The following is a 13,538-nucleotide window of genomic DNA, read 5'->3' on the forward strand; positions in this document are numbered from 1 at the left end:
TCACGGGAGGTCCGCCCGGATCACCGCCTCGTGCACCAGCCGCTTCAAGTCGGGATACACCGAGAACGACGAGCGCCGCCGTACCTGGGTCATGAACTGCACCGTCAGGTCCCGCCGGGGATCCACCCAGAAGATCGTCGTCGCGGCCCCGGTCCAGCCGAACGTGCCGAGGGAGGACGGGGTCTCGGTCACCGAGGGGTCGATGACGACGGACACTCCGAGTCCGAAACCGACGCCCACATTGCCCGGCTGCCGGTGGAACGCGCTGCCGTGCGTATGGATGTCGACGCCGCCCGGCAACTGGTTGGTGGTCATCATCTCGACGGACCCGGGGGACAGCAGCCGTACGCCGTCGAGTTCCCCGCGCCGCCGCAGGAACTCGGCGAACCGGTGGTAGTCCCGGGCGGTGGCGACCATCCCGCCGCTGCCGGACAGGAAGCGGGGCCGGCCGCGCACCGGCAGACCGGGCACGGGCGCGATCGAGCCGTCCTCCTGCTCCCCGTACAACTCCGCGAGCCGCTCCGCCTGTTCGGGGGTCACCTGGAAGCCCGCGTCGGTCATGCCGAGCGGGCCGAGGATCCGTTCGGCGAAGAAGACGTCGAGGTCCTGCCCCGACACCACCTCGACGATCCGGCCGAGGACGTTGGTGGAGACGGAGTAGTTCCACTGCGTGCCCGGCTCGAACTGCAAGGGGAGGCGCGCGTACTCCGCGATCGTCTGCGCCAGGCCGGCGCCCGGCCGGACCGAGTTCTCCAGCCCGGCGTCGCGGTAGAGCGCGTCCACCGGGTGGTCGTAATAGAAGCCGAACGTCAGGCCCGAGGTGTGGGTCATCAGATGGCGGACGAGGAGCGGCCGCTCGGCCGGGCGGGTCCGGACGTCGGCGCCCTCACCGGACTCGTACACACGGGGTTCGGCGAACTCCGGGAGGTGACGGGAGACCGGGTCGTCGAGCGACAGCCGTCCCTCCTCGACCAGTATCAGCGCGGCCACGGACGTGACGGGCTTGGTCATGGAGTACACCCGCCACAGCGTGTCCGTCTCGACGGGCAGCCCTGCCGCGCGGTCGCGCGCTCCGTACGTCGTCAGATGGGCCACGCGGCCGCCGCGGGCGAGGGAGAGGAGGTAGCCGGGCAGGCGGCCCTCGTCGACCTGGAGGGCGAGGTACTCGTCCAGACGGGCCAGGGTCTTCGGGTCGAGGCCGGCCTCGCGCGGTTCGACCTCTCGGCACAGTCGTTCCATGGTGGTTCTCCTCCGGTGGCCCGGGTCACGGCTCGCGATCGTGCTCGCCGCCTTCACGCTTCCTGTCCCCATCGTTCCGTACTGATCGCGTTCCATCCCTCGCGGGGCGGGCGGGTCGGGGCATTCGCAGGGCGAGCGGCGCACCCAGCGCGGCCACCGCGGCCAGGAGCAGCAGCGCGGGCCCGGTGCCGAGCGGCATGAGCGTGGTCGCGGCCGCCACACCGAGCGTCGGGCCGACGTTCAGCGCGGTCTGCTGGAGCCCGCCCGCCACCCCGGCCTCGTCCGGCGGCGCGTGCCGTACGACGACGGCGGTCGCGGTGACCATCAGCGCGCCGAAACCGGCCCCCAGCAGCAGGAACCCGCCCCCGATCAGCACCGTGGACGACCCCGGGCCGAGCCGGGACAGCGCCAGCACACCGGCGGTGAGCAGCACGGTCCCCGCGAGGGCCGTCGGACGGGCGCCCCACCGGCGCAGCAGGACGGCCGACAGCGGCGCCCCGAGCACCATCGTCACCCCGCCGGGCAGCGCGACGAGGCTGGTGCGCAGCGGATCCATGCCGAGCAGGTCCTGGAGGACGAAGCTGCACACGAACAGCGCGCCCAGCATCGCCGCGGAGGCGGCCACCAGCACCCCGAGCGCCGCGCGCACGGGGGCCGAGCCCAGCACGGTGGACGGCAGCAAGGGATCCGGGGCGCGCCGCTCATGGCGGACCAGGAGGGCGGTCGCGCCGACGGCGACCGCCAGACCGAGCACGCCTGCGGCCGTCCAGCCGTGCTCCGGCACCCCGACCAGGGTGTGCACGAGCGCCGCGAGGGCGACCGCGAGCAGCGCCGCGCCGGGCAGGTCGAGCCGGGGGCGCTCCGCCCGCGTCGTGCCCCGCGCGAGCGGGGCACGGGCCGCCAGCGCCAGCAGGCCCATGAGCAGTGCCGGTACGACGTTGAGGAAGAACACCGCCCGCCAGCCCAGCCGGTCCACGAGCACACCGCCGACCAGCGGGCCGGCCGCCACCGCCACCCCGATGGCACTGGTCCGCAGCGCGATGGGCATGGCCAGCCGGTCGGGCGGGAACGCGGCCCGCAGCATCCCGAGGGTGGCGGGCTGGAGCAGCGCGCCGAAGACGCCCTGGACCACCCGCAGCCCGATCACCCAGCCCACACCGGGCGCGAACCCGATCCCGGCGGAGGCCGCGCCGAACCCCAACACCCCCCAGGCGAACACCCGTCGATGCCCGAACCGGTCACCGAGCCGCCCCGCGAACACCAACAGCCCGGCCACCGCGATCAGATACCCGGTGCTGGTCCACTGCACCTCGGTGAGGGAGGCGTCCAGGTCGCGACGCAGGGTCGGTTGGGCGATCATCAGCACCGTGCCGTCGAGGGCGACCAGCACGGCACCGAGCACACTGCACGCGAGGGTGACGCGGCGGTGCGACGCGGACGCGGGCTCGTGCCGGTCGACCCCGGCCTCCGTCGTGGGCGCCGTCATCGGCTTTCGCTCCCCAGATGCGCGTCCAGCGCGGTGTGCAGCAGCGGGGTGAAGTCGTCGGCCCCGGTCATGAGTTGGAGGCTGCCCCAGGTCCACAGCTGGGCGATCCCGTAGAGGTTCGCCAGCAGCGCGCCCGCGACGAGCCGCGCGTCGGCGTCGGGACGGGCCCGCCCGACGAGCTCCACCAGCAGTGTGAACATCGGGAGACTGGTCTCGCGCAACCCCAGTTCGTTGCTCTCCAACAGGTCGTGACGGAACATCAGCTCGTGCATGCCCCGGTTGGTCAGCGCGAAGTCCAGGTACACGCGCCCCAGCGTCGCGATCTGCTCCCGCGGGCCCGCTGTGCCGTCCCGGAGCGCCGCGACCCCCCGGCCCGCCAGCTCCTCGAACCCCCGTCGCGCGATGGCCGACAGCAGCTCCAGGTGCGTCGGGAAGTAGCGGCGCGGGGCCCCGTGCGACACCCCGGCCCGCCGTGCGATCTCCCGCAGCGAGAGGGCCTGAACCCCTTCCGCCGTCACCAACTCGACCCCGACATCGACCAGTCGGGACCGCAGCCCCGGGTTGCGTTCGTTCATGGACACTGTCTACCAGGCGTAGTAGACACTGTCTACTACGCCTGGTAGACAGTGCCTACTCGCGATAATCGGTTGCCTGCCCGCGGCGACCGCGGCTGCAATGTCCGGCATGATCACAGGCGAGCCCGGCCCGGACCGGCACACGGGCGACACCGGCGGACCGATCCTGATCGGCGCACTCGCCCCCCTGACCCGGCCCGGCTGGGCCGAGGCGGGCCGGCACCTCGTCGCCGGTCTCGACCTGGGCGTGGCGGAGGTGAACGACGCCGGCGGTGTCGCCGGGCGGCCGCTCGAACTGGTGGTCAGGGACACCGCCGCCGATCCGCTGCGGGCCTCGGCGGCCGTGGACGAACTGGCACACCTCGGGGTGGCCGCCCTGGTCGGGGAGTACCACAGCGTCGTCGCCCGCGCGGTCGCCGGCCGGGCCGACGCCCTCGGCCTTCCGTACCTCTGCTCCTCCGCGGTCATCGACGCCCTCACCGACCAGCCGACGGACCGGGTCGCGCGTCTCTCGCCGCCGCAGTCCCGGGGCTGGCGGATCTACGCGGACCACCTCCTCGGCGCGGGCCACAGCCGTATCGCCGTAGTCACCCAGCCGAGCGTCTACTGGACGGCCGGGACCCGCATCCTGCGGGACCACCTCGCCGCGTACGGCGGCACCGTCGACGAGATCGACAGCGGCGCGCTCACCCCTGCCGGTGTGTGCGACGCGCTCGCCGACCGGCGCGCGACGGCCCTGCTCCTGCTGGTCGGCCATCCCCACCCGGCGGTGCCGATCGTCCGGGCCGTCCGCCGCGACCGCCGGCTCGCCGAGGTGTTGATCGGCGCTCCGGCCGGGCAGCCGGAGCTCGCCAGTTGGGTGACCTCGCTGGGGGACGACGGTGCCGGAGTGCCGTTCCTGAGCTACGACCTCGACCGGGTCGGTCCCCTCGGCTCACGGGTCGGGACGGCCCTCGCCGATCGGCTGGGCGAAGCGCCCTCCTTCGTCGCCTTCGAGGGCTACGACACGGTCGCGGTCCTCGCCGAGGCTATGCGCACGCACGGCACCGACCGGGCGGGCATCGCCGCGTCCTGGCCGCATGTCACGGTCGAGGGGACACGCGGCCGGATCCGCTTCTCCCGGGTGCCGGGCGTCGGCGTGTGGCAGTGGGCCGAGGCACCGGTCCAGGTCGTCGACCGGGATCCGGCGGCACCGCATCGTCTGCGGGTCCTGCACCGCGGCTGAGCCCGCCGCCGACCGGCGTCGGTCGGCCGGCGCCGCCGGGCACCTCAGCGGGAGGTCTCCGCGCGTTCGAGGACGCACAGCCGCCCGCTGTCGGGGTCGCCGATGTAGGTCCACAGCACCGGGTCGCGCGCCGTGCCCCGAGCCACGTACCGTGCCCGCGTCCCGTCCGGCGCGAACGTGAGGTGGACGGTGGAGACCGTGTCGTCCGTGTCGATGTCGGTGCCGGTGGTGTGCTCCCAGGTGCCGGCGCCGGGGGCCGGGGAGGCGACCTCGTCGAAGGGGTCGTCGTCGTTGTCGTGGAAGTCGCCGCAGATCCCGTCCGAGGTGAACGTCCCGTCCTCCTCGAACGTCAGCCGCCCGCCCTGCCCGTCGGTCCACGGCCCCGTGATCTCGGCCGTGCTCATGGCCAGGGGCTCGCCGTCAGGGATGGGGACCGACAGCCGGCTCACGACCAACAGCAAGGCGAACGCGCCGACCCCGAGCAGGAACAGCAGGCCGCACCCCGCCGCGCCGACGAGCGGGACGAGCAGGGCGATCCGCCAGCGCCGTCGGCTCGTCTCGGCCGGGGGCCGTCCCTGCCATGGAGGCGGGGTGGCTCTGTAAGGGTCCTCGCCGCGCTTCACATCGTCCCCCTGCGGTGCGGTGCCGCGTGGTCGCGGCGGTGTGATCATCATCCCGCCGAGCCGCCCGCGCCTTCGCAGGGGGGTGCACGCGCCGCCGGCGCCACGCGGGAGTCCCCGTGCACCCTCGCGGGGCACGGGGACCAGAGACCGGGCCGTGGCTCAGGCCGCGACGCGCTCCCGGTCGTTCTTCTCGCGCGGGGAGCGGGTGCCGAGGAGTTCGGTCGGGATCCGGTGGGTCTCGCGGGCGGTGAGCGCGGCGAGGACCGGCGGGACGCACAGGGCCGCGGTGAACAGGGCCACCGCGAACCAGTCGTCGCCGTCCGGGCCGGCGATCTGCGCGGCGAAGGTGACGGCGAAACCGGCGACGGCGAAGCCGATCTGGGTGCCGATGGCCATGCCGGACAGCCGGACCCGGGTGGAGAACATCTCACCGTAGAAGGAGGGCCAGATGCCGTTCGCGGCGCTGTAGACGACACCGAAGGTGACGATGCCGAGGACCAGGACCAGCGGGTAGGCGCCGGTGGAGATCGCCCACAGGTAGACGAACATCATCACCGCGCTGCCGGCCGAGCCGATCAGGAACACCGGGCGGCGGCCGATGCGGTCGGAGAGCGTGGCCCACAGCGGGATCGCGGCGAGCGCGACCAGGTTGGCGAGCGCGCCCACCCACAGCATGGAGGAACGGGACAGGCCGACCGCGTCGCTCGTGCCGTACGCCAGCGCCCACACGGTGAAGATCGTGGAGACCGAGGCGACCAGGGCGCCCGCGATCACCCGGAGCACGTCCGCCCAGTGCTCGCGCAGCAGGACGGCCAGCGGCAGCTTGGCGACGCCCTCGGACTCGGTCTGCTGGGTGAAGGCCGGGGTCTCGTCCAGGGTGCGCCGGATGACGTAGCCGACGACGGCGACGGCGATGCTCAGCCAGAACGGGACGCGCCAGCCCCAGGAGAGCAGCTGGTCCTCGGGGAGCGCGGCGATCGGGATGAAGACCAGGGTGGCGAGCAACTGCCCGCCCTGGGTGCCGCTCAGGGTGAAGCTGGTGAAGAAGCCGCGCCGGTCCGACGGCGCGTGCTCCAGCGTCATGGAGTTCGCGCTGGCCTGCTCACCGGCCGCCGATATGCCTTGCAGGACACGGCAGATCACCAGGAGGACCGGCGCGAGGGTGCCGACCTGGTCGCGGGTGGGCAGACAGCCGATCAGGAACGTCGACAGACCCATCAGGATCAGCGTGAAGACCATGATCTTCTTGCGGCCCACGCGGTCGCCGTAGTGCCCGAGGAACAGCGCGCCGATCGGCCGGGCCGCGTAGGCGACACCGAAGGTGGCCAGCGAGAGCAGGGTCGCGGTGGCCGGGTCGGACTCGTCGAAGAAGACCGTCGGGAAGATCAGGGCGGCGGCGCTGCCGTAGATGAAGAAGTCGTAGTACTCCAGGGCGCTGCCGATCCAGGCGGCCGTGGCGGCCTTCTTGGGCTGGCCGGGAGGTGCGGCGGGGACGGACACGGCGTGGCTCCTTCGAGGGATCTCCCCATGAGAGGGGGGCGAAGCGGAGGAAGGCAAGGCGAGGCGGGGCGAATCACAGGGGGAGGGGGCCGGTCCCTGGGGTGGCGGGGCGGCCGTGCCGGGTGCTACCCGGGCTAATGAACGCACTGGATAGTTAGTAGCGGTTGGCTACGGATGTTGCGCCGACGTTTCCCGGGTGTCAAGAGGCGCCGCGGGAGGATCTTCCGGCCGAGACCCGACCGAGACCGTGCGCCCCGCCCCGCGGCCTCAGTCCGCCGCGCGGTCCGCCGTCAGGTACGCGATCACCATGTCGCCGAGCATCTGGCGGTAGTGGTCCCGGCGTCCGGCGTCGATGAGGTCGCGGCCGAAGAGGGCGCCGAAGGTGTGCCGGTTGGCGACCCGGAAGAAGCAGAACGCGCTGATCATCGCGTGCAGGTCGACGGCGTCCACGTCGGCGGTGAACAGGCCCGACTCCTGGCCCGACTCGAGGATCCGGCGGATCACGTCCAGTGCGGGCGAGCCGATGGTGGCGAGCATCTCGGAGGAGGCGATGTGCTCGGCCTCGTGGATGTTCTCGATGCTGACCAGGCGGATGAAGTCGGGGTGCGCCTCGTGGTGGTCGAACGTCACCTCGGCGAGCCGGCGGATGGCCGCCACCGGGTCCAGGTGCTCGACGTCCAGCTCCTGCTCGGTCTGCCGGATCACGGAGTACGCCCGCTCCAGGACGGCGGTGAACAGCTGCTCCTTGCCGCCGAAGTAGTAGTAGATCATCCGCTTCGTGGTGCGGGTCCGGGCGGCGATCTCGTCGACCCGGGCCCCGGCGAACCCGGAACGGGCGAACTCCTTGGTCGCGACGTCGAGGATCTCGGCCTTGGTGCGGGCGGCGTCACGGATGCGCCCGTTCTGTCGTGCCGGTTCTTCGACGCTGGTCATCGGGTTCCTTCGGGCGAGTGCGGCCGGTGCCCGTGATTCTAGGAGCTGCGGCGACGGTCTTCCCTCGGGAGGGAGCGCCTGCTATTACTAACGTACTAGTTCGTACATTAATCTCGCGGGAGGGCCGCCGTGGCCAAGGACTCGTATCTCGTCGGCCTCATCGGCTCCGGCATCGGGCCGTCCCTCAGCCCCGCCCTGCATGAGCGGGAGGCCGACCGGCAGGGTCTGCGCTGTCTGTACCGGCTGATCGACATCGACGACCTCGGCGTCGGGCCGGAGGCGGTGGGCAACCTGGTGCGCGCCGCCCGTGACCTGGGCTTCGACGGGCTGAACATCACACACCCCTGCAAGCAGCTGGTCATCGAGCACCTCGACGGTCTCGCTCCGCAGGCCGCCGCGCTCGGCGCCGTCAACACGGTGGTCTTCGAGGACGGCCGCGCCGTCGGCCACAACACGGACGTCACCGGCTTCGCCGCGTCCTTCGCGCGCGGGCTGCCCGACGTCCCGCTGGAGAACGTGGTGCAGCTGGGCGCCGGGGGAGCGGGCGCGGCCGTCGCCCACGCCACGCTCACCCTCGGCGCCGAGCACGTCACCGTCGTCGACGCGCTGCCCGACCGGGCGGCGGACCTCGCCGCCTCCCTCGACCGGCACTTCGGTGCGGGGCGGGCCGACGCGGCGACGCCGGACGCGCTGCCCGCGCTGCTCGGGGCGGCCGACGGTGTCGTGCACGCGACGCCGACGGGGATGGCGGCCCACCCCGGGCTGCCGTTCGCCGTCGAACTGTTGCGTCCCGGGCTGTGGGTGGCGGAGGTGGTGTACCGGCCGTTGGAGACCGAGTTGCTGCGGGCCGCCCGGGGGCTCGGCTGCGCCACGCTGGACGGCGGGGGGATGGCCGTGTTCCAGGCTGCCGACGCGTTCCGGTTGTTCACCGGGCGTGAGCCGGACGCTTCGCGGATGCTGGCGGACATCGGTGAGTTGGCCGGGGCTGCGGGTGCGCGTAACTAAGCGCCGCGTGCGCTGGTCAGGTGGGTCGGCCGCGGGTTCGTTTTGGCTGGTCGCGCCCACGCGGCGGAGCCGCGCAATGTCACGGCCCGCGCCCCTTACAGGCGTGTGACCTTGTTGCAAGGAGTTGCCCATGCGTACATCCATCGCCACCGTCTCCCTCAGTGGGTCCCTCACCGAGAAGCTCAGCGCTGCCGCGCGGGCCGGGTTCGACGGGGTGGAGATCTTCGAGAACGACCTGCTGGCCAGTCCGCTCGCGCCGGAGGAGGTGCGGGCGCGCTGTGCCGATCTGGGGCTGAGCATCGATCTCTACCAGCCGATGCGGGACATCGAGGCCGTGCCGGCGGAGGTGTTCGCGGAGAACCTGCGGCGGGCCCGGCACAAGTTCGAGCTGATGGGGCGGCTCGGCTGCGACACGGTGCTCGTCTGCTCCAGCGTCCATCCGCTCGCCGAGGACGACGACGCGCTCGCCGCATACCACCTGCGCGAACTGGCCCAACACGCACAGGAGTTCGGCATCCGGGTCGCCTACGAGGCGCTGGCGTGGGGGCGGCACGTCAACACCTACGACCACGCGTGGCGCATCGTGGAGGCGGCCGACCACCCCGCGCTCGGGACGTGCCTGGACAGCTTCCACATCCTGGCCCGGGGCTCCGACCCCAAGGGCATCGAGGACATCCCGGGCGAGAAGATCTTCTTCCTCCAGCTCGCCGACGCCCCGCTGATGGCGATGGACGTGCTCCAGTGGAGCCGGCACTACCGCTGTTTCCCCGGGCAGGGCGGCCTCGACGTCACCGGGCTGGTCGGGCATGTGCGGGCGGCCGGATATGACGGGCCGCTGTCGCTGGAGGTCTTCAACGACGTCTTCCGGCAGGCCGAGGCGGGCCCCACCGCCGTGGACGCCCACCGCTCGCTGCTGATGCTCCAGGAGGCGGCCGGTATCGCCGCGCTGCCGGAGCGGGTGGTGCCCACGGGCGTCGCCTTCGCCGAACTGGTCACCCCCGACGCCGAACCCGTGGCCGCGCTGCTCGGGGCGCTCGGCTTCGCCCGCACGGCACGCCATCGCGGCAAGCCGGTGGACCTGTGGCAGCAGGGCGAGGCACGGGTGCTGGTCAACACCGGCCCGGCCGCCCGGCGCGACGGCACCCAGCTCGCCGCGATCGGTCTGGAGTCACCGGACCCGGCCGGCGCCGCCCGCCGCGCCGAGGCCCTGCTCGCGCCGGTACTGCCGCGGCGCCGCACCGCCGAGGACGCGCCGCTCGACGCGGTCGCCGCGCCCGACGGCACCGAACTCTTCTTCTGCGCGACCGACCGCCCCGGACTTCCCAGCTGGACCGGCGACTTCCGCCCCGTCGCACACCCCGACGCCGCGGGCCACGTCCACCGCGTCGACCACCTCGCCCTCACCCAGCCCTGGCACCAGTTCGACGAGGCGGCCCTCTTCCACCGCACGGTGCTCGGCCTGCACGCCAGCGACAGCGTCGACGTCGCCGACCCCTACGGTCTGTTCCGCAGCCGCCCGGTGACCAACGACGACGGCAGCGTCCGCATCGCCCTCAGCGTCGGCCCCGCCCCCACCGACGACACGGCCCGTGCCCAGCACATCGCCCTCGCCACGGACGACGTCGTCGCCGCGGCCCGCGCCTTCCGCGCGGCCGGGGGCCGGCTGCTGGCCGTCCCCGCGAACTACCACGACGACCTGGCGGCACGGTTCGCGTTCGCCGACGGCGAGCTGGAGACGTACCGGGAACTCGGCATCCTCTACGACCGCGACGCGGGCGGCGCGTTCCGCCACTGCTACACCGAGACCGTCGGCCGCGTCTTCTTCGAACTCGTCCAGCGCGACGCCGGATACCAGGGCTACGGCGCGCAGAACGCACCCGTGCGCCTCGCCGCCCAGCATGCGCGACGACCGGTCGGTTGAGGGGAACGGACGGGGAGCCGGAGACTACTGGCGGCTGACCGTGCGGGTCACGCCCGTCACGACCGTCGTCGCCAGGATCCAGCCGGTGATGACGAGGACGTACGACAGCCACTGCGACCAGCCCTCGGGCGCGTAGGCCCGTTCCTGCCCGAAGTCGATGATCGGCAGCAGCAGGTCGAGGGTGTAGAAGACCGGGTTGAACTCCGGAGCCTCGTCCGCCTTGAGCGGGCTGGGCGCGCGCACCGCGTACGCCACGGAACCCACCGCCATCAGCGACAGCAGCCAGACCGCCGCACGCAGCGGACGGAAGCCGTAGCCGACGGTGGCGTCCTGGGCGTACCCCCACAGCCGGCCGTGCCAGCGGAGGGTGGCGCGGTGCCGGCGCAGTTTGGCGAGCTGGACCCGCCGGGCGGCGTCGTCGTCGCCGATCCTGCGGTACGCGGCGGTCAACTGCTCGTAGGAGTACGGCAGATACCCCTCGCCGTCCCGCTCCAGCAGCGGCATCCGCCGCTCGGCGGGCACGTGCGGGATGAGGGAGGTGTAGGCGAGGTTGTTCAACAGGACCTGGTCCGGCAGCTTGTCCGGCTCCACGAACAGCACCTCTATCTGGGCGCGGCGCAGATTCAGGACGCCCTCCACCGGCGGGCCATCGCGCAGCCAGAGTTCGCTGATGACACTGCTGCTCACCCGCAGCGCCGTACCGCCGGGGTTCGACAGCCGGGCGTAGGACAGCTCCAGCCAGCCGCCCACACGTGCCCCGCGCAGCTCGACCCGCCCGTGCACGTCCGCGTGCCGCAGGACGACATCGGACTCGGTGGCGAGGGTCTCCGCGCCGAGGGCGACGCCGCCCGGCATGTGCAACCGGGCGCGCCGCAGGTCGACCTTGCCCGCCACATGGGCGCCGCCGAGCCGGACCTCACCGTCCGCCCGCAGCCCGGGAGCGCACAACTCCTCCCCGATCTCCGCCTGGTTGAGGCGCAGCGCGGGCTCCCCGTCCGCGGCGGTGAACTCGGCGCGCTCCATGAACAGGGTCCCGGAGATCTGCGCCCCGGTGAGCCTCACCGGCCCCCGGAACCGGCACTCCGTCAGCCGCAGGCCGCCGTCGACGCGAGCCCGCGCCGACCGCAGGCCGGGCAACGCGGACCTGGACAGATTGAGGTAGTTGAAGTGCGCGCCGGAGAAGTCGGGTGCCTCGTCGAAGTGACAGCCGCTCAGCCGTACGACGCTCTCGACCGTCGCGTACTTCAGTTCCAGCCGGCCGCTGATCCGGGCGCCCTCGATCTTGAGGGCGGCGACCTCGCCCTCCTCCTGCGGAGCGGTCAGCAGCAACGCCCGCAACACCCGGGCCCGGACGGTCCGTTCGGGCCCCCAGTCGGCGCCGTCCGCGATGACCCCCTCGTCGACGGTGCTGAGGTCCCCGGTCCCGAAGTCCACCGCCGCGCCGAGCGGAAAGGCGTCCCACACCCGCCGCTCGGCCGCCGTCAGATCGTTGATCATCATCAACGGGAATCTCACCCGCAACGCTTGTACCTGTCAACCACGCCTAGTGGCCCCGGACTCAGTGCCCCCAGGCTCCCGCATGCGCGCGGTGCGCGTCGGTCAGGCCGTTGGTGAAGAACCGCTCGTAGTACTCGTTCTCCACGTGGTGGACCTGGAGCCACACGCCCGGGACGTGAATCGCGTCCGTGTGGGCCGGGAAGCGGCCGTGCGTGCGGAGGATGTACTCGCAGATGTCCCGGGCGCACTCGACCACCCGCTCCTCGTACTCACTGGCCTCGGTGAGATAGCGCTGCCCGTAGTCCTCCCGGTAGATCCGGGCGAAGACGTCCCGGTCGGTGTAGACGCCGCCGCGGCCGAACTTCTCCCGGACGATTCTCTCCACCGCCTCCGACATGGTCCCGACCACCGGCGGGCAGGCGGCGGCGATCAGCGGTGCGCCGCCGTCGGGGGAGGGGAGCCGGACCGGGTGCGAGCGGACCTTCGCGTACTTCGGCAGCGGGATGTGCCAGCGCCAGATGTCGGCCGGCCGCCAGCGCGGGGTGACGAAGTCGAAGCCCAGCATCCTGCCGTACGCCTGGGAGAACTTCGGGTCGCCGAGGGCGATCTGCGGATTGATGGTGGCGTGGATCCAGGCGCCCAGGCCCATCGCCTCCGCCGTGAGCATCAGGTTCTGCAGCAGCAGGTCCGCCTCGATCTGGGTGCGCATGGGGCCGAGAGCACCGAGCGGCAGCTTCAGGTCCCCGTTGAGGAACCCGTTCCGCACCCACTTCCGCACCCCGGCGGCACGGTAGAAGTTGCGGTCGTCCACGAGGGTCGGACGGGCCCCGTCCGGCTGGGTCAGCAGATACATCAGCGCGTTCACGTACTGGTGGGAGAGATCGACCACCGGGAACAGCAGCGTCGTGCCGGGCAGGTTGGACAGGAAGCGGTTGGAGTCCAGGTACGCCGGGAAGTCCCGCTGGTCCGGTGCCACGTCCAGGCGGTGGTCCAGGACCTTCACCTTGGCCGCGCGCGCCCGCGCCACCAGCGTCTCGGCGTCGAACGGCTCCTGCGGTGCCGGTTCCAGCCTGCGCAGGAAATAGGTGCCCGAGTCGTTGACGAGGAAGAAGTGGGTGCCCTGCGCGTTGTCCGGGCTGCCCGCGGTACGGCCCGCCATCGTCAGGTTGGGCTTGGACATGATGGGGGTGCCGTCGTCCGGGTCCTCGAAGGGCCGGTCGGGCATGGTGAGGCCGGTGGTGCCGGTGATCGCGATCAGCACCGCCTCCTCCAGCTCGGTCAGGGGCTGGGCCGCGTTGCGGGAGGTGTAGGTCATCGTCCCGGCGGACACCTTGGCGCCCCGGCTCACACGGTGGGTGCGGCGGCGCCACACGGTCCGCAGCAGCGGACGGTCGAAGAGGTCGGCGAGCCCCGGGTGGGTGGCGCCCGTGGGCGTGCCGGGCTGTTCCTGGAGCGCGAGCTGCTCGCCCGCCCCGGGTATCGCGGAGAGCTCCGGGTTTCCGGGCAGCTCGGAGTGGTTGTCGGTGAACGTCAT

Annotated in this window: 11 protein-coding genes; 3 read left to right on the forward strand and 8 right to left on the reverse strand. The window is 72.5% G+C overall.

What is annotated here, in order from left to right; all coding sequences use genetic code 11:
* From ACZ52C_RS15300 to ACZ52C_RS15310, 3 genes are read right to left on the reverse strand one after another with little or no spacing between them, the layout of a single operon-like run.
* Positions 1 to 1,239, reverse strand: a complete 1,239-nt coding sequence (locus ACZ52C_RS15300) for a serine hydrolase domain-containing protein (RefSeq protein ID WP_469075170.1) — start codon at positions 1,237 to 1,239, stop codon at positions 1 to 3.
* Positions 1,240 to 1,264: 25 nt separating this feature from the next.
* On the reverse strand, positions 1,265 to 2,725 hold the full coding sequence (locus tag ACZ52C_RS15305) for an MFS transporter (protein WP_469075171.1): 1,461 nt from the start codon (positions 2,723 to 2,725) through the stop codon (positions 1,265 to 1,267).
* On the reverse strand, positions 2,722 to 3,300 hold the full coding sequence (locus ACZ52C_RS15310) for a TetR/AcrR family transcriptional regulator (RefSeq protein ID WP_469075172.1): 579 nt from the start codon (positions 3,298 to 3,300) through the stop codon (positions 2,722 to 2,724). The genes ACZ52C_RS15305 and ACZ52C_RS15310 overlap by 4 nt, the downstream gene beginning before the upstream one ends.
* A gap of 109 nt (positions 3,301 to 3,409) precedes the next feature.
* Here ACZ52C_RS15310 and ACZ52C_RS15315 point away from each other — a divergent pair, with 109 nt between their 5' ends.
* Positions 3,410 to 4,525, forward strand: coding sequence for an ABC transporter substrate-binding protein (locus ACZ52C_RS15315; RefSeq protein ID WP_469075173.1), 1,116 nt, complete (start codon positions 3,410 to 3,412; stop codon positions 4,523 to 4,525).
* Between the two features lie 44 nt (positions 4,526 to 4,569).
* Here the strand turns inward: ACZ52C_RS15315 and ACZ52C_RS15320 are convergent, their stop codons facing one another.
* The 3 genes from ACZ52C_RS15320 to ACZ52C_RS15330 form a co-directional block, all read right to left on the reverse strand.
* Positions 4,570 to 5,199, reverse strand: coding sequence for a hypothetical protein (locus ACZ52C_RS15320; protein WP_469075174.1), 630 nt, complete (start codon positions 5,197 to 5,199; stop codon positions 4,570 to 4,572).
* Positions 5,200 to 5,307: 108 nt separating this feature from the next.
* Entirely contained in the window at positions 5,308 to 6,648 is a 1,341-nt protein-coding gene (locus ACZ52C_RS15325; protein WP_469075175.1) for an MFS transporter, read from the reverse strand.
* A gap of 267 nt (positions 6,649 to 6,915) precedes the next feature.
* Positions 6,916 to 7,581, reverse strand: a complete 666-nt coding sequence (locus tag ACZ52C_RS15330; protein ID WP_086804113.1) for a TetR/AcrR family transcriptional regulator — start codon at positions 7,579 to 7,581, stop codon at positions 6,916 to 6,918.
* Positions 7,582 to 7,710: 129 nt separating this feature from the next.
* On the opposite strand from ACZ52C_RS15330, the gene ACZ52C_RS15335 reads away from it, so the two are divergent.
* Together ACZ52C_RS15335 and ACZ52C_RS15340 are read left to right on the forward strand one after the other, a co-directional pair.
* The gene (locus ACZ52C_RS15335; RefSeq protein WP_469075176.1) at positions 7,711 to 8,586 is read left to right on the forward strand and encodes a shikimate dehydrogenase; all 876 of its coding nucleotides are present in this window, start codon (positions 7,711 to 7,713) and stop codon (positions 8,584 to 8,586) included.
* 130 nt (positions 8,587 to 8,716) lie between these two features.
* On the forward strand, positions 8,717 to 10,507 hold the full coding sequence (locus ACZ52C_RS15340) for a TIM barrel protein (protein ID WP_469075177.1): 1,791 nt from the start codon (positions 8,717 to 8,719) through the stop codon (positions 10,505 to 10,507).
* Between the two features lie 24 nt (positions 10,508 to 10,531).
* Here the strand turns inward: ACZ52C_RS15340 and ACZ52C_RS15345 are convergent, their stop codons facing one another.
* Both ACZ52C_RS15345 and ACZ52C_RS15350 read right to left on the reverse strand, forming a co-directional pair.
* Positions 10,532 to 12,007, reverse strand: a complete 1,476-nt coding sequence (locus ACZ52C_RS15345; RefSeq protein WP_469075178.1) for a pentapeptide repeat-containing protein — start codon at positions 12,005 to 12,007, stop codon at positions 10,532 to 10,534.
* A gap of 58 nt (positions 12,008 to 12,065) precedes the next feature.
* Entirely contained in the window at positions 12,066 to 13,538 is a 1,473-nt protein-coding gene (locus ACZ52C_RS15350) for a hypothetical protein (protein WP_469075179.1), read from the reverse strand.

The sequence above is a fragment of the Streptomyces sp. NPDC034049 genome, from assembly GCF_055575575.1.